The organism is Citrobacter sp. Cpa228, from assembly GCF_030333085.1.
GTDB lineage: Bacteria > Pseudomonadota > Gammaproteobacteria > Enterobacterales > Enterobacteriaceae > Citrobacter > Citrobacter pasteurii.
The window spans coordinates 46,251-65,945 of sequence record NZ_JAOWGQ010000031.1; the positions used below are offsets into that span (position 1 = coordinate 46,251).

At 52.4% G+C, this 19,695-nt stretch carries 18 protein-coding genes; 9 read left to right on the forward strand and 9 right to left on the reverse strand.

The window, feature by feature from the left end:
* Window positions 1-44: 44 nt before the first annotated feature.
* From ssuB to ssuE, 5 genes are read right to left on the reverse strand one after another with little or no spacing between them, the layout of a single operon-like run.
* On the reverse strand, window positions 45-812 hold the full coding sequence (gene ssuB, locus OGX91_RS01410) for an aliphatic sulfonates ABC transporter ATP-binding protein (RefSeq protein WP_040231817.1): 768 nt from the start codon (window positions 810-812) through the stop codon (window positions 45-47).
* Window positions 809-1,600: an aliphatic sulfonate ABC transporter permease SsuC gene (gene ssuC, locus OGX91_RS01415; protein ID WP_005123536.1), complete on the reverse strand. Its 792-nt coding sequence runs from the start codon at window positions 1,598-1,600 to the stop codon at window positions 809-811. The genes ssuB and ssuC overlap by 4 nt, the downstream gene beginning before the upstream one ends.
* Window positions 1,601-1,610: 10 nt before the next feature.
* On the reverse strand, window positions 1,611-2,756 hold the full coding sequence (gene ssuD / locus OGX91_RS01420; RefSeq protein ID WP_286625432.1) for an FMNH2-dependent alkanesulfonate monooxygenase: 1,146 nt from the start codon (window positions 2,754-2,756) through the stop codon (window positions 1,611-1,613).
* Window positions 2,756-3,727, reverse strand: a complete 972-nt coding sequence (locus tag OGX91_RS01425; protein WP_149691716.1) for a sulfonate ABC transporter substrate-binding protein — start codon at window positions 3,725-3,727, stop codon at window positions 2,756-2,758. The genes ssuD and OGX91_RS01425 overlap by 1 nt, the downstream gene beginning before the upstream one ends.
* Window positions 3,720-4,295, reverse strand: coding sequence for an NADPH-dependent FMN reductase (gene ssuE, locus OGX91_RS01430; RefSeq protein WP_005123533.1), 576 nt, complete (start codon window positions 4,293-4,295; stop codon window positions 3,720-3,722). The genes OGX91_RS01425 and ssuE overlap by 8 nt, the downstream gene beginning before the upstream one ends.
* A gap of 243 nt (window positions 4,296-4,538) precedes the next feature.
* Here ssuE and pyrD point away from each other — a divergent pair, with 243 nt between their 5' ends.
* Window positions 4,539-5,549, forward strand: coding sequence for a quinone-dependent dihydroorotate dehydrogenase (gene pyrD, locus OGX91_RS01435; RefSeq protein ID WP_286625262.1), 1,011 nt, complete (start codon window positions 4,539-4,541; stop codon window positions 5,547-5,549).
* A 166-nt stretch (window positions 5,550-5,715) separates the two neighbouring features.
* Window positions 5,716-6,258, forward strand: coding sequence for a cell division protein ZapC (gene zapC, locus OGX91_RS01440; RefSeq protein ID WP_005123531.1), 543 nt, complete (start codon window positions 5,716-5,718; stop codon window positions 6,256-6,258).
* Here zapC and OGX91_RS01445 read toward each other — a convergent pair.
* Window positions 6,255-7,361 carry a YcbX family protein gene (locus OGX91_RS01445; RefSeq protein ID WP_121584425.1) on the reverse strand — a complete coding sequence of 369 codons (1,107 nt, stop codon included), beginning with the start codon at window positions 7,359-7,361 and terminating at the stop codon, window positions 6,255-6,257. The two genes, zapC and OGX91_RS01445, sit on opposite strands and share 4 nt — an antisense overlap.
* A 98-nt stretch (window positions 7,362-7,459) precedes the next feature.
* Here OGX91_RS01445 and rlmKL point away from each other — a divergent pair, with 98 nt between their 5' ends.
* The 6 genes from rlmKL (at window position 7,460) to rmf (ending at window position 15,385) form a co-directional block, all read left to right on the forward strand.
* Complete coding sequence (gene rlmKL / locus OGX91_RS01450; RefSeq protein ID WP_286625263.1) at window positions 7,460-9,568, forward strand: bifunctional 23S rRNA (guanine(2069)-N(7))-methyltransferase RlmK/23S rRNA (guanine(2445)-N(2))-methyltransferase RlmL; 2,109 nt, start codon at window positions 7,460-7,462, stop codon at window positions 9,566-9,568.
* A 12-nt stretch (window positions 9,569-9,580) separates the two neighbouring features.
* Window positions 9,581-11,488 (forward strand): ABC transporter ATP-binding protein, encoded by a 1,908-nt coding sequence (locus OGX91_RS01455; RefSeq protein ID WP_005123526.1) that lies wholly within the window; start codon window positions 9,581-9,583, stop codon window positions 11,486-11,488.
* A gap of 14 nt (window positions 11,489-11,502) precedes the next feature.
* Window positions 11,503-12,756 (forward strand): membrane integrity-associated transporter subunit PqiA, encoded by a 1,254-nt coding sequence (gene pqiA, locus OGX91_RS01460; protein ID WP_005123525.1) that lies wholly within the window; start codon window positions 11,503-11,505, stop codon window positions 12,754-12,756.
* 4 nt (window positions 12,757-12,760) lie between these two features.
* A complete protein-coding gene (pqiB, locus tag OGX91_RS01465; protein WP_005123524.1) occupies window positions 12,761-14,401 on the forward strand; it encodes an intermembrane transport protein PqiB in 1,641 nt (546 codons plus the stop codon).
* Window positions 14,398-14,961: a membrane integrity-associated transporter subunit PqiC gene (gene pqiC, locus OGX91_RS01470; protein WP_040231826.1), complete on the forward strand. Its 564-nt coding sequence runs from the start codon at window positions 14,398-14,400 to the stop codon at window positions 14,959-14,961. Before pqiB ends, pqiC begins: the two co-directional genes overlap by 4 nt.
* A 256-nt stretch (window positions 14,962-15,217) precedes the next feature.
* Window positions 15,218-15,385: a ribosome modulation factor gene (rmf, locus tag OGX91_RS01475; protein ID WP_003035871.1), complete on the forward strand. Its 168-nt coding sequence runs from the start codon at window positions 15,218-15,220 to the stop codon at window positions 15,383-15,385.
* Between the two features lie 121 nt (window positions 15,386-15,506).
* Here the strand turns inward: rmf and fabA are convergent, their stop codons facing one another.
* Together fabA and OGX91_RS01485 are read right to left on the reverse strand one after the other, a co-directional pair.
* Window positions 15,507-16,025 carry a bifunctional 3-hydroxydecanoyl-ACP dehydratase/trans-2-decenoyl-ACP isomerase gene (gene fabA / locus OGX91_RS01480; protein ID WP_003035875.1) on the reverse strand — a complete coding sequence of 173 codons (519 nt, stop codon included), beginning with the start codon at window positions 16,023-16,025 and terminating at the stop codon, window positions 15,507-15,509.
* A gap of 68 nt (window positions 16,026-16,093) precedes the next feature.
* Window positions 16,094-17,854 (reverse strand): AAA family ATPase, encoded by a 1,761-nt coding sequence (locus tag OGX91_RS01485; protein WP_286625266.1) that lies wholly within the window; start codon window positions 17,852-17,854, stop codon window positions 16,094-16,096.
* A 185-nt stretch (window positions 17,855-18,039) separates the two neighbouring features.
* On the opposite strand from OGX91_RS01485, the gene matP reads away from it, so the two are divergent.
* Window positions 18,040-18,492, forward strand: a complete 453-nt coding sequence (gene matP, locus OGX91_RS01490) for a macrodomain Ter protein MatP (protein WP_005123520.1) — start codon at window positions 18,040-18,042, stop codon at window positions 18,490-18,492.
* Window positions 18,493-18,590: 98 nt separating this feature from the next.
* Here the strand turns inward: matP and ompA are convergent, their stop codons facing one another.
* Window positions 18,591-19,640, reverse strand: a complete 1,050-nt coding sequence (gene ompA / locus OGX91_RS01495) for a porin OmpA (protein ID WP_005123519.1) — start codon at window positions 19,638-19,640, stop codon at window positions 18,591-18,593.
* Between the last annotated feature and the right edge of the window lie 55 nt (window positions 19,641-19,695).

The following is a 19,695-nucleotide window of genomic DNA, read 5'->3' on the forward strand; positions in this document are numbered from 1 at the left end:
CATTCACGTGTAGGCCGGATAAGCGGTAGCGCCATCCGGCATTTTTAACCATGCCTTCGTAGCTGAACTTCATTTTCGCCGCGTTGCATCACCCGGTTCAACACCTCGGCTTCCAGTTCTGCCAGACGCACCGAACCAATCCGACGCGGTCGTGCAATATCCACCGTTAAATCCAGCCCGATTTTTCCATCCTCAATCAGCAAGACGCGATCGGCCATTGCCACCGCTTCGCTGACATCATGGGTGACCAGAAGTACGGTAAAGCCGTGCTCTTGCCATAAAGAGACGATCAGCTCCTGCATTTCAAGGCGGGTTAAGGCATCCAGTGCGCCGAGGGGTTCATCCAGCAGCAGCAGACCAGGGCGATGAATTAATGCCCGGGCAAGGGCCACGCGCTGTTTTTGTCCGCCAGAAAGCGCTGCGGGCCACTCCTGAGCTCGATTCTCCAGTCCAACGGCGGCCAGCGCATCTCGGGCCGCATTGCGCCAGTGACCTTTCAGACCCAGACCGACGTTATCGATAACCGTCTTCCAGGGCAGCAGACGCGCATCCTGAAACATCATACGCGTATCATCCTGAATTTCCGCCAGTGGGGTGGTTCCGGCAAGTAATGCGCCTGAGGTGGGCGACTCCAACCCTGCCAGCAGACGCAGCAACGTGCTTTTACCACCACCGCTGCGGCCAACCACGGCAACGAATTGCCCGGCCTGTATATGCAAATCTAACTGATTGAGCACCGTATTGGCGGCGTATTGTTTCGTCACTGCGCTCAGCACAAGCGGAGTGCCCTGGTTCAGGCGAGCGGTGTTCATACAGTAGCCTCCTTCACATGGTAAGCCGGGTTCCAGCGTAGCCAGATTCGCTCCAGCAGTTGGGCACTGACATCGGCAAGTTTACCCAGCAGGGCGTAGAGAATAATGGCCACCACGACCACATCGGTTTGTAGAAACTCGCGAGCGTTCATCGCCAGGTAGCCAATACCGGCATTGGCTGAAATGGTTTCCGCCACAATGAGCGTCAGCCACATCAGTCCGAGAGCAAAACGCACTCCAACCATAATCGAGGGCAGGGCGCCGGGGAGGATCACATGAATAAACAGTGAAAAACCAGACAACCCATAGCTGCGCGCCATCTCAACCAGCCCGCGGTCAATATTACGGATGCCATGCCAGGTGTTGATGTAAATCGGGAACAGCGTGCCCAGCGCGACGAGAAAGATCTTGGCGGACTCATCAATACCGAACCACAAAATGACCAGTGGGATCAGCGCCAGATGCGGGACGTTACGCAGCATCTGCACCGACGTATCCAGCAGGCGTTCTCCCCAACGCGAAAGGCCGCTGATCAGTCCCAGCGTCAGGCCAATCGATCCACCGATGGAGAATCCGATCAGCGCCCGCCAGGAACTGATGGCCAGATGCTGCCAAAGTTCGCCGCTGGCGGAAAGCGTCCAGAAAGCTTCGACCACGCCTTCCGGAGAGGGCAGGATGCGGGTGGAGAGCCAGCCCACTGATGATGCGAGCTGCCAGAGCGCCACCAGACCTACCGGTAAAAACCAGGGTGCGAGGCGCAATAACCATCTGTTTTTCGGCGTTGCCATTAGCCGCTCCTTAGCTTTGAGCGACTTTGCGCGGGATGAATTCGTTCGCAACCGCTTCGCCTTGCTGTTGCAGGCGCTGTGGTTGCGGAATTTCGGGTATCGCGACATCCAGATGCGGGAACAGCAGTTCACCAACCTTGTACGCCTCTTCCAGATGCGGATACCCGGACAGCACAAAGCTGTCTATTCCCAGCGCGACATACTCGTTAATACGCGCTGCGACCGTAGGACCATCTCCGACCAGTGCGGTCCCTGCGCCACCGCGCACCAATCCTACCCCTGCCCACAGGTTCGGGCTAATTTCCAGTTTGTCGCGTTTACCGTTGTGCAGTGCAGCCATTCGCTGCTGACCGACCGAATCCGTTTTTGAGAAGGCGGCCTGGGCTTTGGCGATGGTGTCGTCATCCAGATGGGCTATCAGACGACCTGCGGCCTGCCACGCCTCTTGCGTTGTCTCCCGTACGATCACATGCAGACGAATACCAAAGCGGATCTTGCGGCCGAGCGCCGCCGCTTTGGCTCGTACTTGTTCAATCTTCTGCTTCACCTGTTCAGGCGGTTCACCCCAGGTCAGATAGAGATCAACCTGCCCGGCAGCCAGATCTTGTGCGACGTCAGACGAGCCGCCGAAATAGAGTGGAGGATGCGGCTGCTGGATCGGCGGGAAGAACAGTTTTGCCCCGCGAACATGAATATGTTTGCCGTTGAAATCCACGGTTTCACCTTGCAGTAAGCGTCGCCAGACCTGAGTAAATTCGCCAGAGGCTTCATAGCGCTCGGTGTGATCGAGGAACACGCCGTCACCAGCCAATTCCTGCGGATCGCTGCCGGTCACCAGGTTAAATAACGCCCGACCGTTAGAAAGTCTGTCGAGCGTTGCTGCCTGGCGCGCGGCAACCGTCGGCGAGGTTACACCTGGACGCAGCGCGACCAGAAATTTTAATCGCTGGGTGACCGGGATCATCGAGGCGGCGACCAGCCAGGCATCTTCGCAGGAGCGCCCGGTTGGGATCAACACACCGGTAAATCCCAGACGATCGGCCGTTTGCGCAATTTGTTGCAGATATCCGTGATCGACCGGGCGCGAACCTTCTTCCGTTCCAAGATAATGACCGTCACCGTGGGTGGGTAAAAACCAGAACATGTTCAGACTCATCATTTTTCTCCTGCCTGCTGAGTGGGTTGCCAGATACGCTGGCGAATATCGATTTTTTTCGGCACCAAACGGTTGTCATAAAACAGATCCGCGGTTTGTTGTTGCAGTGCGGCAACAGAGTCGCTGACGGGCGTAATGGTGGTTGGCGGGCGGTGATCCAGATAGGAGGCAATCACTGGCTCAGGCAGGCCCATGGTTTTAGCCAGCAGGGCAATGCTTTGCTGGCGCTGGCTGAGGGTTAACGCATCGGCCTGGCTAAAGGTATTCAGTACGCCAAGAACAAAAGCGCCATTTTTCTCGGCATAAGGACGTGCTGCGAGATAAAACGAACCGGTCTGCTTAAGGTCTGAGCCGTCTTTCAGCACGCGTACATCACCTTGCAATAACGCGGCGGAATAGTAGGGATCCCAGATAGCCCACGCATCAACGTTTCCTTGCTGGAAGGCCGCTCGCGCATCGGCTGGCGTCAGATAAGTCGGTTGAATATCGGTAAATTTCAGCCCGGCCTGTTGCAGTGCACGGAGCAGTAAATTGTGGGCGCTGGACCCTTTCTGGAAAGCGACTTTATGTCCTTTAAGCTGCGCGACGTTCTGGATCGGGCTATTTTTCGGCACCAGAATCACTTCGGCTTTCGGTTTGGGTGGCTCAACACCCACGTAAACCAGATCGGCTCCGGCAGCCTGGGCGAAAATTGGTGGAATGTCACCCGTACTGCCGAGATCGATACTGCCGATATTTAGCGCCTCCAGCATTTGCGGCCCGGCGGGGAACTCAACCCACGAGATTTTGGTCTGCGGGTAGCGTTTTTCCAACAATTGATGGCTTTTTGCCAGCACCATGCTGACGCTTCCTTTCTGATAACCAATACGCAGGGCATCGGGTGCAGACTCAGCGGCATGCGTCAGCGTTGACAGTGACAGCAGCCCGGTTAGTGCCAGCCACGACCTGTGGCGCTTGAGCAGATTAAGCATGGGCAGTACCCCGCAGGGTATTCAGTTGAGGGAGTTGGATATCGCGACGATGCAATGCCAGCCAGAAAGTCTCGAGCGCACTATCCAGGCGCTGCTGCAGGTTGGGCGTAAACTGCGGTTTATGCTGATAATCGATGACCTGCGAATCATCGGCAAATACGCCGTGCAGGATCTCCTGGGCTTTTAACGCACTCAGTACCGGTTTCAGCGCGTAATCGACGGCCAGTAAATGCGCCACGCTGCCGCCGGTCGCCAGCGGCAACACCACTTTTCCTTCCAGCGCTCGCTCGGGGAGCAGATCGAGCAGCGTTTTCAGTGCGCCAGAGTAAGCTGCCTTGTAGACCGGCGTGGCGACAATCAGCCCGTCAGCATCCTGTAATTGTTCAATAAATGTCTTCAGCGCCGGACTATCAAAACGGGCATAGATCAGGTCTTCTGGGGCAAAATTGTGCAAGTTCCAGTGAAAGACTTCGACATCCTGACCGTTGAGCTTTTCTCGGGCATATTCCAGTAACGCGCTGGAGCGAGAGGGAAAGCGTGGGCTTCCCGCCAGAGTGATGACGCGCATAATTTCAATCTCCGCTTATAACTAATTGTTTGCTTTTATTTAACATTAATAACAATTTATGCAGTCTGGCAGAGAGGCTCTGTTTATCGAAATAATTTATGCGGGATAGAAAAGTTGAAAATTGCATAAAACGAGGAGCCGAAAGAAAACGTTTGCTTTTTATTGCCGCAGGTCAATTCCCTTTTTGCTCCCGATCGCACATAATACGCCCCCGGTTTGCACACCGGGAATCCAGGAGAGTTCATGTACTACCCCTTCGTTCGTAAAGCCCTTTTTCAGCTCGATCCAGAGCGCGCTCATGAATTGACATTCCAGCAATTACGTCGCATTACCGGCACGCCGCTTGAAGCGCTTGTGCGCCAGAAGGTACCGGCAAAACCGGTTACCTGTATGGGGCTGACGTTTAAAAATCCGCTCGGGCTTGCTGCCGGACTGGATAAAGACGGGGAGTGTATTGATGCGCTCGGCGCGATGGGATTCGGTTCCATTGAGATTGGTACCGTAACGCCGCGTCCTCAACCGGGTAACGATAAACCGCGTCTGTTCCGTCTGGTTGATGCAGAAGGTTTGATCAACCGTATGGGGTTTAATAACCACGGGGTTGATAACCTGGTCGAGAACGTTAAAAAATCGCATTTTGACGGTATTCTGGGAATTAATATTGGCAAGAATAAAGATACCCCGATAGAGAATGGCAAAGATGACTATCTGATTTGTATGGAAAAAGTCTATGCTTATGCCGGTTATATCGCGATTAATATCTCTTCACCGAATACGCCGGGATTACGTACGCTGCAATACGGCGAGGCGCTGGACGACCTCCTGGCTGCAATTAAAAATAAGCAAAACGATCTGCAAGCGATCCACCATAAATATGTGCCGGTGGCGGTAAAGATCGCGCCGGATCTTTCTGTGGAAGAACTGATCCAGGTTGCTGACAGTTTAGTTCGGCATAATATTGATGGCGTAATTGCGACTAACACCACGCTCGATCGTTCTCTCGTTCAGGGAATGAAAAATTGCGATCAAATGGGTGGTCTTAGCGGGCGACCATTGCAATTAAAAAGTACAGAAATTATTCGCCAGTTGTCTCAGGAATTAAAAGGTCAACTGCCGATTATCGGAGTTGGTGGTATCGACTCGGTGATTGCCGCGCGGGAAAAAATGGCGGCCGGCGCAACCCTCGTACAGATTTATTCGGGATTTATTTTTAAAGGTCCGCCGTTGATTAAAGAAATCGTCAGCAATATCTGATCTATGCCTTAATCCGACAACCAGGGCTTTATTTCTAGCCCTGGTTGTTTTATATTCCTTTACTGTTGCTTATTTAAACATTCTGAGCTTTTATTATTAGGGCAATAAACGAAGCGGCAAAAGGATACTGTCGTAATGGCGATGATTAAGGAAAGGAGAGAGACTGATGCGAATTAAACCCGACGATAACTGGCGCTGGTATTATGATGAAGAGCACGATCGAATGATGCTCGATTTAGCCAATGGCATGTTATTCCGCTCGCGTTTTGCGCGTAAAATGCTCACTCCTGATGCTTTTTCTCCGTCTGGTTTTTGTGTCGATGACGCTGCGCTTTATTTCTCCTTCGAAGAAAAATGCCGTTACCTGGATTTAGCTAAAGAACAAAAAGCGGAACTGGTGCTAAATGCGCTGGTGGCTATTCGGTATCTTAAACCGCAAATGCCAAAAAGCTGGCACTTTGTCGCGCACGGCGAGAACTGGTCGCCAGTGGTCGGCGACGCTGCCTGTGTTTATTTGAGCGATACTGAAGAACAGGTAAATCTGTTAGTGGTAGAGCCGGGTGAAAATGCCGCACTGTGTTTGCTTGCGCAGCCGGGAGTGGTCATTGCCGGTCGCACCATGCAACTTGGCGATGCGATTAAAATCATGAATGACAGACTGAAACCGCAGGCAATTGTCGACAGTTTCAGCCTTGAGCAGGCGGTCTAACTTTCCAGTCTGATTGCCGTTTTGGGTACACAACTGCAGCACAGAATCGTTCCGTCATCACCAATCGCTGATTTTTTCAGCGGGCTAACTTCGCCTTCTACCAGTCGAATTCGACAGCATCCGCAAATTCCTGCCCGGCATGAATAGGGAACCCGAATTCCCTGGTTTTCCAGCTGTTCAAGCAATACCTGCTGATTATTGCCACGAAAGGTCTGCCCCTGCCAGTCAATCAGTACCGTGGCATCGGGCTGCTGCTCGGCGACGGTATCATCAGATTCCGCTGCGCCGTATGCTCTGGCGGGGCCGGTTGCTAAAATTTCGACTTCATCGCCAACGCGAATCACGCCGCTGTTACGGGCGATGAGATTCTGGCCGAAATCAACATCGCCGTTATCCGCCGCCGTGCGGAAAGTTTGCAGCGTGGCGAGCGGCTCGCCAGACGGATGTTTCTGGCCTTTCTCTGGGCTGACGGTGGTGAATATGCAGCGGCTACAGGGTTTTGCCACATCAAAAATGACGTCGCCAATGCGAATCACTTTCCAGGTATCTTCTTCCCAGGCGCCAGCACCTGAAATCACCAGATTAGGGCGAAACTGTTCCATTTTGACGCTTGCCGGGCAGCGTTGCTGCAGATCGCGCAGCGACGCTTCGTTGGTCAGCAGGTAGGGATAACCGTCGGCGAAGGATAAAGGAACATCATCGTGGCGCTTCACCCGGCGCGTCAATTGTGGGCCAACCCAGCGCAACTGCACGTCACGGGAGAAAAAGCCGCTCAGCCATTGGTTGATAGCGGCTGGCGCGATACGCGCGGTAAAATGGTTTCCCCACACTTCTGTCGGCGCATCCTGGGTGGCGAAGTCGGCGAATCGCACCAGCGCGCTGCTACCGTCTGGCGCCGTAAGATGCAGTCCATCGTGAAAAGGGGAAGGGGTAAAGCGGACCATTTGCGGGAACTGTCGGGCGGTAATAAACGTTCCGTCAGGTTCGGTAATCATAAATATACGGTCAAAGGCGAGACCGCTGACGTCTGCCAGGGCGTGCGTGAGTCCAATTCCACGCATAGATTTAACCGGATGAATAAAAAGTCGGGTCAACGTTACCACTGTACAGCCCCTTGAACGAAAATAAGCCTTCAACTTTATGACATACAGCCCATATTAGCTATAATGCGCAGCAATTTTCTCGGAGTAAAAGTGACATTATGAATTCTCTGTTTGCCAGTACGGCCCGTGGGCTGGAAGAGCTGTTAAAAACTGAACTGGAAAACCTCGGCGCGCTGGAGTGCCAGGTCGTTCAGGGTGGGGTCCATTTTAAGGGCGACACGCGGCTTGTTTACCAGAGCCTGATGTGGAGCCGCCTGGCCTCGCGCATTATCCTGCCGATGGGAGAGTGCAAGGTCTACAGCGATCTTGATCTGTACCTCGGCGTTCAGGCAATCGACTGGACAGAGATATTTAATCCTGGTGCCACCTTTGCCGTGCATTTTAGCGGGCTGAACGAGACGATTCGTAATAGCCAGTATGGTGCACTGAAAGTAAAGGATGCGATTGTCGATGCCTTTACCCGTAAAAACCTGCCGCGTCCGAACGTAGATCGTGAATCACCCGATCTGCGCATTAACGTTTGGCTGAATAAAGATACCGCCAGTATTGCACTCGATCTTAGCGGTGACGGTTTGCATCAGCGTGGTTATCGCGATCGCGCTGGTCAGGCGCCGATCAAAGAGACGCTGGCTGCGGCTATCGTTATGCGTTCTGGCTGGCAGCCGGGTACGCCGCTGCTCGATCCGATGTGTGGTTCCGGTACGTTGCTGATTGAAGCAGCAATGTGGGCAACCGATCGCGCGCCGGGCCTGCACCGCGGGTACTGGGGCTTCAGTGGTTGGGCGCAGCACGATGAAGTCGTCTGGCAAGAAGTCAAAGCCGAAGCGCAGGTTCGTGCGCGTAAAGGGCTGGCTGATTACTCCTCGCATTTCTACGGCTCCGACAGCGATGCTCGGGTGATTGAAAAAGCGCGCAGTAACGCCCGCCGCGCCGGTATTGCCGATCTGATGACGTTTGAGGTTAAAGATGTCGCCAAACTGAGCAATCCGCTGCCGAAAGGACCGTATGGTACGGTTATCAGCAACCCGCCATACGGCGAACGTCTGGATAGCGAACCGGCGCTGATAGCCCTGCACAGCCTGCTGGGTCGGACGATGAAAAACCAGTTTGGCGGCTGGAATTTATCGCTGTTCAGCGCCTCGCCGGATCTGCTCAGCAGCCTGCAATTACGTGCCGACAAGCAGTTCAAAGCGAAAAACGGCCCGCTGGATTGCGTACAGAAGAACTATCACGTTGCAGAGACCACCGCAGACAGCAAACCTGCCACGGTGGCGGAAGATTATGCTAACCGCCTGCGCAAGAACATCAAGAAGCTGGAAAAATGGGCGCGGCAGGAAGGCATTGAATGCTATCGCCTGTATGACGCTGACCTGCCGGAATACAACGTTGCAGTGGACCGCTATGGTGAGTGGGTCGTGGTTCAGGAATATGCTCCGCCGAAGACGGTTGATGCGCAAAAAGCACGTCAACGCCTGTTCGACATTATCGCCGCAACGCTGTCGGTACTGGAAATTGCGCCAAATAAACTGGTGCTGAAAACCCGTGAACGGCAGAAAGGGAAGAATCAGTATCAGAAGATGAATGAGAAGGGTGAATTCATTGAGGTAAGCGAGTACAACGCGCGCCTGTGGGTCAACCTGACAGACTATCTTGATACCGGTTTGTTCCTCGATCACCGTATTGCGCGCCGCATGCTCGGTCAGATGAGCAAGGGTAAGGATTTCCTTAACCTGTTCTCCTACACCGGCAGCGCCAGCGTACATGCGGGATTGGGCGGTGCGCGTAGCACCACGACGGTTGATATGTCGCGTACCTACCTGGAATGGGCGGAACGTAACCTGCGTCTGAACGGCCTGAGCGGTCGCGCGCACCGTTTAATTCAGGCCGATTGCCTGGGCTGGCTGCGCGAAGCCAATGAACAGTTTGATCTGATTTTCATCGATCCGCCGACGTTCTCTAACTCAAAACGTATGGAAGACTCGTTTGACGTGCAGCGCGATCATCTGGCGCTGATGAAAGATCTGAAACGCCTGCTGCGTAAAGACGGTACGATCATGTTCTCCAACAACAAACGTGGATTCCGTATGGATCTCGACGGTCTGGCTGTACTGGGATTGAAAGCACAAGAAATCACCCAAAAAACGCTTTCCCAGGACTTTGCCCGTAACCGACAGATCCACAACTGCTGGCTGATTACCGCAGCCTGAAAGGAAAATTAAATGTCATTAATCAGTATGCATGGTGCATGGCTGTCGTTCAGCGATGCGCCGCTTCTTGATAATGCTGAACTGCATATCGAAGATAACGAACGCGTCTGCCTGGTTGGCCGTAACGGCGCAGGCAAGTCGACGCTGATGAAGATCCTGAACCGTGAACAGGGTCTTGACGATGGGCGTATTATTTATGAGCAGGATCTGGTTGTGGCGCGTCTGCAGCAGGATCCGCCGCGCAACGTGCAGGGTAGCGTCTACGATTTCGTCGCCGAAGGGATTGCAGAACAGGCGGTTTACCTCAAGCGTTATCATGATATCTCGCATCTGGTGATCACCGATCCGAGTGATAAAAACCTCCAGGAACTGGCGAAGGTTCAGGAACAGCTGGATCACCATAATCTGTGGCAGCTGGAAAACCGTATTAATGAAGTACTGGAACAGCTTGGCCTGGAAGCAGACATGGAGCTGGCATCGCTTTCCGGCGGCTGGTTACGTAAGGCGGCGCTGGGTCGCGCGTTAGTGAGTAACCCGCGCGTACTGCTGCTGGATGAACCGACGAACCACCTGGATATTGAAACCATCGACTGGCTGGAAGGGTTCCTGAAAACCTTCAATGGGACAATCATTTTCATCTCCCACGACCGTTCATTTATCCGCAATATGGCGACGCGCATTGTCGATCTCGACCGCGGTAAGCTGGTGACCTATCCCGGGAACTACGATCAGTATCTGCTGGATAAAGAAGAAGCGTTGCGCGTAGAAGAGTTACAAAACGCGGAATTTGATCGCAAGTTGGCGCAGGAAGAAGTCTGGATCCGTCAGGGTATCAAAGCGCGTCGTACGCGTAACGAAGGTCGTGTGCGTGCGCTGAAAGCCATGCGTCGCGAGCGTGGCGAACGTCGCGAAGTGATGGGCACAGCGAAGATGCAGGTCGAAGAGGCTAGCCGTTCTGGCAAGATTGTCTTCGAAATGGAGAATGTTGATTACCAGGTTGACGGAAAGCAGCTGGTGAAAGATTTCTCCGCGCAGGTGCAGCGCAGCGATAAAATTGCCTTAATTGGGCCTAACGGCTGCGGCAAAACGACGCTGCTTAAGCTGATGCTGGGACAATTACAGGCCGACAGTGGTCGCATTCACGTCGGGACGAAGCTGGAAGTTGCCTATTTCGATCAGCACCGCGCCGAACTGGATCCGGATAAAACCGTGATGGACAACCTTGCTGAAGGTAAGCAAGAGGTGATGGTTAACGGCAAACCTCGCCATGTTCTGGGCTATCTCCAGGACTTCCTGTTCCATCCGAAACGTGCGATGACGCCAGTACGTGCGCTCTCTGGCGGGGAACGCAATCGCCTGCTGTTGGCGCGTTTATTCCTGAAGCCCAGCAATCTGTTAATTCTCGATGAACCAACCAACGATCTGGACGTCGAAACGCTGGAACTGCTTGAAGAATTAATTGATAGCTATCAGGGCACCGTGCTGTTGGTGAGCCACGACCGTCAGTTTGTTGATAATACCGTGACCGAATGCTGGATCTTCGAAGGCGGCGGTAAAATTGGTCGTTATGTCGGCGGTTATCATGATGCGCGCAGCCAGCAATCGCAGTATGTGGCGTTTAAACAGCCAGTTGCGAAAAAAACAGAGGAAACTGTTGCTCCTAAAGCAGAAATTGTCAAACGCGGCACGAGCAAACTAAGCTATAAACTGCAGCGCGAACTGGAGCAGCTCCCCGCGTTGCTTGAAGAACTGGAAGCTAAGCTGGAAGCCTTACAGGCTCAGGTTGCTGACGCCGCGTTTTTCAGTCAGCCTCACGAGCAAACGCAACAGGTATTGGCTAATCTGAACGAAGCGGAACAAGAACTTGAGCAAGCCTTTGAGCGCTGGGAGTATCTTGAGTCTTTGAAGAATGGCGCATAATTAAAGGAGCACATATGTGCGAACATCACCATGCCGCGAAGCATATTTTGTGCTCGCAGTGTGACATGCTGGTGGCGTTACCTCGCCTTGAGCATGGTCAGAAAGCGGCATGTCCACGATGTGGCACTACGTTAACCGTTGAGTGGGACGCGCCCCGGCAGCGTCCCACTGCCTATGTTTTAGCCGCATTATTTATGCTGCTGCTGTCAAATCTCTTCCCCTTTGTGAATATGAACGTCGCAGGGGTGAGTAGTGAAGTGACGCTGCTGCAAATCCCCAGCGTGCTCTTTTCTGAAGATTACGCCAGTCTCGGCACCTTCTTTATCTTATTCGTTCAGCTGGTTCCGGCCTTTTGTCTGCTGACGATCCTGCTACTGGTAAACCGGGTTCAGATGCCCGAGCGGCTTAAAGCATGGCTGGCGCGCATTTTGTTTCAGTTAAAAAGCTGGGGAATGGCGGAAATTTTCCTCGCGGGCGTGCTGGTGAGCTTTGTTAAGCTGATGGCCTATGGCGATATCGGTGTGGGCAGTAGTTTCATCCCGTGGTGCTTCTTTTGTCTTCTCCAGTTACGTGCATTCCAGTGTGTCGATCGTCGCTGGCTTTGGGATGATATTGCGCCGATGCCGGCTATCAAACAGGTCTTAAAGCCAGGTGTACCCGGTATCCGGCAAGGATTGCGTTCCTGCTCCTGTTGTACGGCTATTCTTCCGGCTGATGAGCTGGTGTGTCCGCGCTGTCAGACGAAAGGTTATGTGCGGCGTAAAAACAGTTTGCAATGGACATTAGCCTTACTGTTCACGTCGATCATGCTTTATCTTCCTGCCAATATTCTGCCGATTATGATCACCGACCTGCTGGGGTCAAAATTGCCATCGACGATCCTTGAGGGGGTGGTTTTAATCTGGAGTGAAGGTTCTTACCCGGTGGCAGCGGTTATCTTTATCGCCAGTATTATGGTGCCGACATTAAAAATGATCGCCATTGCCTGGCTGTGTTGGGATGCCAAAGGGCACGGTAAACGCGACAGTGAACGGATGCATTTAATTTATGAGGTTGTGGAATTTGTCGGTCGCTGGTCAATGATCGACGTTTTTGTAATTGCCGTACTCTCTGCGCTGGTGCGCATGGGGGGATTAATGAACATTTATCCTGCAATGGGTGCTTTGATGTTTGCTTTAGTCGTCATTATGACAATGTTTTCTGCGATGACATTTGATCCGCGTCTGTCGTGGGACCGTGAACCAGAACCAGATCATGAGGAGTCCTGACAGCATGGAATCTAAAAGTGGGGAAGCCAAAGTGCAGAAGGTAAAAAACTGGTCACCCGTGTGGATATTCCCTATCGTCACTGCACTCATTGGCGCGTGGGTTCTGTTTTACCACTACAGCCATCAGGGGCCGGAAGTCACGTTGATTACGACCAATGCCGAAGGTATTGAAGGAGGTAAAACGACGATTAAAAGCCGCAGCGTAGATGTCGGCGTGGTTGAAAGCGCTACTCTGACGGATGATTTGACCCATGTGGAAATTAAAGCACGCCTCAATTCCGGTATGGAAAAGCTGCTGCATAAAGATTCTGTTTTTTGGGTTGTGAAGCCGCAGGTGGGGCGTGCAGGTATCAGTGGCTTGGGAACGCTGTTGTCCGGGGCATATATTGAGCTACAACCTGGTAATAAAGGCAGCAAGCTGGAAAATTACCAATTGCTCGATTCTCCACCGCTGGCGCCGCCTGATGCGAAAGGGATCCGTGTGAACCTGGACAGTAAAAAAGCCGGTCAATTGAGTCCGGGTGACCCGGTGCTGTTCCGTGGATATCGCGTGGGCTCGGTTGAGACCAGCACGTTTGATGCGCAAAAACGCACGATCAGCTACCAGCTTTTCATCAATGCGCCAAACGATCGACTGGTAACCAGTAATGTTCGTTTCTGGAAGGACAGCGGTATTGCCGTCGATCTCACTTCGGCAGGTATGCGAGTGGAAATGGGCTCGCTCACCACGCTATTTGGCGGCGGAGTAAGCTTTGACGTACCGGAAGGGCTGGAACAAGGCCAACCGGTTGAACAGCTCTCCTCTTTCAATCTATATGACGATCAAAAAAGTATTCAGGATTCCTTGTATACCGATCACATTGATTACCTGATGTTCTTCAAGGATTCAATTCGTGGTCTGCAGCCGGGAGCGCCGTTGGAGTTCCGTGGTATACGCCTGGGTACAGTAAGTAAAGTGCCTTTCTTTGCGCCAAATATGCGCCAGGTATTTAACAACGATTACCGCATTCCTGTTCTGGTGCGTATCGAACCTGAACGGTTGAAAGCGCAGTTAGGCGAAGACACCGATGTGGGGGCTCATCTTGCTGAGTTGCTCAAACGTGGGCTGAGAGGGTCATTGAAGACGGGGAACCTGGTGACCGGCGCGCTGTATGTCGATCTCGACTTTTACCCGAAAGAGCCGCCAATTACAGGGGTACGCGAGTTTAATGGTTATCAAATTATTCCGACAGTGAGCGGCGGTCTGGCGCAGATTCAGCAGCGTCTGATGGAAGCGTTGGATAAGATTAATAGCCTACCGCTGAACCCGATGATTGAGCAGGCGACCACGACTCTGTCGGAAAGCCAGCGCACGATGAAACACCTGCAAACTACGCTGGATAACATGAATAAGATCACATCCAGCCAGTCGATGCAGCAGCTTCCTGCGGATATGCAGAATACGTTGCGTGAACTGAATCGCAGCATGCAGGGCTTCCAGCCGGGTTCTGCGGCCTACAACAAGATGGTGGCAGATATGCAGCGTCTTGATCAGGTACTGCGTGAACTGCAGCCGGTTCTGAAAACGCTGAACGACAAGAGCAACGCGCTGGTGTTTGAAGCGAAGGACAAAAAAGATCCAGAGCCGAAGAGGGCGAAACAATGAAAAAGTGGCTAGTGGTGATGATGGCGGTCTGGCTGACGTCATGTAGCTCCAGCGGAGAGAATAAAAGCTATTATCAGCTCCCCATTGCGCAAGGGGGGGGACAAAGTTCAGCTAATCAGGGCAACCGCCTGCTGTGGGTTGAACAGGTTGCCGTACCTGATTACCTGGCGGGGAATGGTGTGGTGTACCAGACCAGCGACGTGAAGTATGTGATAGCGAATAACAATCTCTGGGCCAGCCCACTGGATCAGCAGCTACGTAATACCCTTGTCGCCAATCTCAGTATGCAACTTCCTGGCTGGGTGGTTGCATCTCAGCCGTTGGGAAGCACTCAGGATACGCTTAACGTGACGGTGACAGGCTTTCACGGACGTTACGATGGCAAAGTGATTGTCAGCGGTGAATGGTTACTGAATCACCAGGGGCAATTAATCAAGCGTCCGTTCCATATCGAAGTTGTGCAGACGCAGGATGGCTACGATGAAATGGTGAAAGTTCTGGCCAGCGCCTGGAGTCAGGAAGCGACGGCTATTGCCCAGGAGCTGAAACGTATTCCATAAGCTTAAATAATTGTAAATTATGCCGCCTCAGGCTTATCGCCAGAGGCGGTTTTTTTTATTTTTTTAGCGGTTGAGGTAGCTGTTCTGACAGAGAATTTTTGTACAAATGATTTACCAGCTAGCTCACAATTATGACACTGGCGTGAATTTTGCGCATTGACGAGCCTGATGTTTAGGGGTATTCGTTTAGTGTGATTGCACACTTAGTAATCACTGTTTTCTTTTCCACCAGACCTAAAGATGAGGGAAACGAGGCATGAAGAGACAAAAACGAGATCGCCTGGAACGGGCACATCAACGTGGTTATCAGGCCGGCATTGCCGGACGCTCAAAAGAAATGTGTCCCTATCAGACGCTGAATCAGAGGTCATACTGGCTGGGAGGCTGGCGAGAAGCCATGGGGGATAGGGTTTTAATGGCCTGATTCTGTCTCTTTAGATAAAAGAAACCTCCGCAAAGCGGAGGTTTCGCCGTTTGTAGACCGGTAAATTAACGTACGCGGCCATTCGGCCATGTCGCACCACCAGTCCTACAGATGTCTGCGATTAGAACGCCGAGGTGTCCTGGAACAGACCCACTTTCAGATCATTTGCGGTGTAGATCAGACGACCATCAACCAGCACTTCACCATCAGCCAGACCCATGATCAGGCGGCGGTTAACGATGCGTTTGAAGTGAATGCGGTAGGTGACTTTCTTTGCGGTCGGCAGAACCTGGCCTGTGAATTTCACTTCGCCCACGCCCAGTGCACGGCCTTTACCTTCGCCGCCCAACCAGCCGAGATAGAATCCAACCAGCTGCCACATGGCATCCAGACCCAGGCAACCTGGCATTACCGGATCGCCGATAAAATGGCATCCGAAAAACCACAGGTCCGGGTTGATGTCCAGTTCAGCTTCCACATAACCTTTGTCAAAGTTGCCGCCGGTTTCGGTCATCTTGATGACACGATCCATCATCAGCATGCTTGGTGCAGGCAGTTGTGGGCCTTTAGCACCAAACAGCTCACCGCGACCAGAGGCAAGAAGGTCTTCTTTTGTATAGGATTCGCGTTTATCTACCATGTTCTCTGTAAGCCTTATTTTATTGAAGCACGCAGGATAGCTAACACGTGTACGCTGAACAAGTCCGATCAGTTCGGAATAATCCAATTCAGCCAACGTAGCGGCCATGGAAAACGGTGACGGCCTTCCTGTTGCGTTGCCGCAGCAATACGCTCCTGGATAGTTTGCATCAGCGTCGTCTGACCTTCGCCATCCCACACCAAATTTAATAGCAGCGGCAGCGCATCGGTCACGTCGTCTACTGCCCAGATAGTGAATTTTTCTTCTTCAACAGCCTGCAGCAGTGCGGGTGGCAGGCTCAGATGTCTGACGTTGGCTGCAGGGATAATCACACCCTGAGTCCCTGTTAATTCACGCTGCTGGCAGATGGCAAAAAAGCCTTCAATTTTCTCATTCAGACCGCCGACAGGTTGAGCACGACCAAACTGATCGACAGAACCGGTTATCGCGATGCTTTGATTGACGGGAACGTCAGCGAGGGCGCTGATCAGCGCACACAGTTCTGCCATAGAGGCGCTGTCACCGTCTACTTCACTGTATGATTGCTCAAATGTCAGAGAGGCAGAGAACGGTATTTGCTGTTCTAGCTGGAGTTCCGACATCAGGAACGCCTGCATAATCATCATCCCCTTGGCATGAATATTTCCGCCCAACTCGGCTTTACGTTCAATATCGGTAAATTCGCCATCGCCAATATGCACGACGCAACTGATACGTGAAGGTTCACCAAATGCGCGGGGATGACCTGGAAATTCGATCACCGACAGGGCGTTTATTTGCCCAATACGCTCGCCTTCCGTTTCAATGAGGATCTGCTCTTGCAGGATCTCATCCTGCATTCGTTCGGAGAGGAATCCTTCTCGCCATTCACGCTGAGCAAGCATCAGGCTCAATTGCTCCGCAGTGCAGGTATCACCGTCGCAAAGAGGGGCCACTTCTTTGAGCTGGCGAGTGATCCATAGCGGATTAAGCGGCAGCGTGTCCTGTTCACCGGTATAGCGAACGGCTTCGCGGATGAGAACCTGCCAGGCATCGGTAGCGGGATAGGGCAGATTGTTGCGGCGGGCAGTATGCGTTACCCACTGACACCACTGTGTCATGGTTTCGGCATCCACTATCTGCAAGTTATCTTCAAATTCGCTGTAGATAGCCTGTTCTGCCAGTTCTGGTTCCATTTCCTGGAAGTCTGCCAGCGATTCACGTTCGCCGACCAACACCACTTTCAGTTTAAGCGGCATAGAAGGGACGGAGACTGGCAGGGGGCGAGACTCATCAAAGGCCACCCAGTCAAAACGCTCGTGGCTGACAATGGCTTTCAGGCGCATCCACAACAACGGCTGAGCCAGAAGTGTGCGTAATGAGATAACCAGCACACCGCCGTTGGCCTGATGAACCAGTCCCTGTTGAAGCGTAATTTCGCCATTGAACTGGCGCAGACAGCCAAACAGCTGTTCGGCCTCAGCCCAGTCAGCATTAACCACCTGAGTTAACGTCGCAAAGTTGTCGTCTGCTTTCTCCGCTGCGCGGTAACGAATAGTGTGGCCGGATACATCGTAATGCCCCCCGGTTAACCTATCGGCATCCGCATGCAAGGTACGTGCAGCCGTTGCAATAAGATTGAGATACTCCAGCTCTTCGGGCGCTTTCACCAGCATAAACGAGGACGTAGCCCAGTGCTGAAGAAGCTGCTCTAGCGCGAATTGTAAACGTGGCTGAGTATCACTGAGTAAGGTGTCGGTGTCGTCAGTGACGTGCGGCTGTGCAAATATTTCCTGATAGCTGTCGGTATCAGGAACCAGATCACGCCATGCAAGTTTCGTAATGGTCAAAGTTGATGTTTTTTAGTCTGTTGTAAAAAACGAGATTATACCGTAACCATCAGCACTGCACACGTGGAAAGCACCGCTAAACGGATGTGATGACGCGCGACAGTTCACAGGCTGGATATTCTTTTCTTCAGATGCTGAAAAAGCTGATATTCTGATAAGAGTTACACGGTAACATTGAGATCGCAATGAAATATCAACAACTTGAAAATCTTGAAAGCGGATGGAAATGGAAGTACCTGGTGAAGAAGCATCGCGAGGGGGAGTTGATTACCCGCTATGTGGAAGCCAGCGCTGCCAAAGAAGCCGTTGATTTGTTGCTAACCCTCGAAAATGAACCGGTTCGGGTCAACGCCTGGATTGAAGAATACATGAACCCTGCACTGCTCAATCGTATGAAGCAAACGATCCGGGCGAGGCGTAAACGGCACTTTAATGCAGAACATCAACATACGCGTAAGAAATCGATCGATCTGGAGTTTATGGTCTGGCAGCGTTTAGCCGGGCTTGCGCAGCGACGTGGTAAAACACTCTCAGAAACGATTGTGCAGTTGATTGAAGATGCGGAACATAAAGAAAAGTATGCGAACAAGATGTCGACATTGAAGCAGGATCTACAGGCGTTACTGGGTAAAGAGTAGGGTACGGGTAACGTCAATATGGAGTGTGTCTGTACTTTTGCATGATATGTAGATGAAAAAAAACCCCGCCAGGCGGGGTTTTTTTATAAGACGATAACTTAAGCCTGAGGCTGAGTTACAACGTCTTTGATACCTTTAACTTCGATCTCAACACGACGATCCGGAGCCAGGCAGTCGATCAGCGCAGCGCGAGCTTTCACGTTGTCACAGGTGTTACCAGTAACCGGGTTGGATTCGCCCATACCACGTGCGGAGATTTTGTCAGCAGGGATACCTTTAGAGATCAGGTAATCAACAACAGACTGAGCACGTTTCTCAGACAGACCCTGGTTGTAAGCGTCAGAACCGATGCGGTCAGTGAAGCCCAGAACAACGACGGAACCGTCTTTCGGATCCAGGTTGCTCAGCTGGCTGTACATCTGATCCAGAGCCTGTTGGCCTTCCGGTTTCAGAGTCGCTTTGTTGAAGTTGAACAGAACGTCAGACTTCAGAGTGAAGTGTTTGGTCTGTACTTCTGGAGCCGGAGCCGGAGCCGGAGCAACTACCGGAGCTGCTTCTTCCTGCTGGCCGAAACGGTAAGAAACACCAACGCTCAACAGACCGTTGTCTGGACGACCACCAACGGTGTTCGCGTCACCGATGTTGTTAGTCCACTGGTATTCCAGACGGGTAGCGATTTCAGGAGTAATTGCATACTCTACGCCGCCAGCGAATACTGGGGATACACCAGTGTCGTGGTCTTTGAAGCCGTCGTTGTTTTTAGCATCTGCACGCCAAACCATACCACCCAGACGGGTATAAACGTCCAGATCGTCAGTGATTGGGTAACCCAGTTTAGCGGTCAGCTGAACGCCCTGAGCTTTGAATGCGCCATTTTCAGTGTTGCCTTTGTACGGCATACGACCTAACCAGTCGTAACCCATTTCAAAACCAACGTACGGGTTAACCTGGTAACCACCGAACGCACCAGCACCCAGTTGGCTTTCGTGGGTCGGTCCGTTGTTGTTGATCTGATTGTTGCCGATGTCATGGAACTGGGACCAACCCAGTTTAGCACCAGTATACCAGGTGTTATCTTTCGGAGCGGCCTGCGCCACGGTAGCGAAACCAGCCAGTGCCACTGCAATTGCGATAGCTGTCTTTTTCATTTTATGCGCCTCGTTATCATCCAAAATTCGCCATGAATATCTCCAGAGAGATAAC

Bases quoted from the DNA above. Each gene is read 5' to 3' on its own strand.
- ssuB (WP_040231817.1), bottom strand. From the start codon at position 812: ATGAACACCGCTCGCCTGAACCAGGGCACTCCGCTTGTGCTGAGCGCA.
- ssuC (WP_005123536.1), bottom strand. From the start codon at position 1,600: ATGGCAACGCCGAAAAACAGATGGTTATTGCGCCTCGCACCCTGGTTT.
- ssuD (WP_286625432.1), bottom strand. From the start codon at position 2,756: ATGAGTCTGAACATGTTCTGGTTTTTACCCACCCACGGTGACGGTCAT.
- OGX91_RS01425 (WP_149691716.1), bottom strand. From the start codon at position 3,727: ATGCTTAATCTGCTCAAGCGCCACAGGTCGTGGCTGGCACTAACCGGG.
- ssuE (WP_005123533.1), bottom strand. From the start codon at position 4,295: ATGCGCGTCATCACTCTGGCGGGAAGCCCACGCTTTCCCTCTCGCTCC.
- pyrD (WP_286625262.1), top strand. From the start codon at position 4,539: ATGTACTACCCCTTCGTTCGTAAAGCCCTTTTTCAGCTCGATCCAGAG.
- zapC (WP_005123531.1), top strand. From the start codon at position 5,716: ATGCGAATTAAACCCGACGATAACTGGCGCTGGTATTATGATGAAGAG.
- rlmKL (WP_286625263.1), top strand. From the start codon at position 7,460: ATGAATTCTCTGTTTGCCAGTACGGCCCGTGGGCTGGAAGAGCTGTTA.
- OGX91_RS01455 (WP_005123526.1), top strand. From the start codon at position 9,581: ATGTCATTAATCAGTATGCATGGTGCATGGCTGTCGTTCAGCGATGCG.
- pqiA (WP_005123525.1), top strand. From the start codon at position 11,503: ATGTGCGAACATCACCATGCCGCGAAGCATATTTTGTGCTCGCAGTGT.
- pqiB (WP_005123524.1), top strand. From the start codon at position 12,761: ATGGAATCTAAAAGTGGGGAAGCCAAAGTGCAGAAGGTAAAAAACTGG.
- pqiC (WP_040231826.1), top strand. From the start codon at position 14,398: ATGAAAAAGTGGCTAGTGGTGATGATGGCGGTCTGGCTGACGTCATGT.
- rmf (WP_003035871.1), top strand. From the start codon at position 15,218: ATGAAGAGACAAAAACGAGATCGCCTGGAACGGGCACATCAACGTGGT.
- fabA (WP_003035875.1), bottom strand. From the start codon at position 16,025: ATGGTAGATAAACGCGAATCCTATACAAAAGAAGACCTTCTTGCCTCT.
- matP (WP_005123520.1), top strand. From the start codon at position 18,040: ATGAAATATCAACAACTTGAAAATCTTGAAAGCGGATGGAAATGGAAG.
- ompA (WP_005123519.1), bottom strand. From the start codon at position 19,640: ATGAAAAAGACAGCTATCGCAATTGCAGTGGCACTGGCTGGTTTCGCT.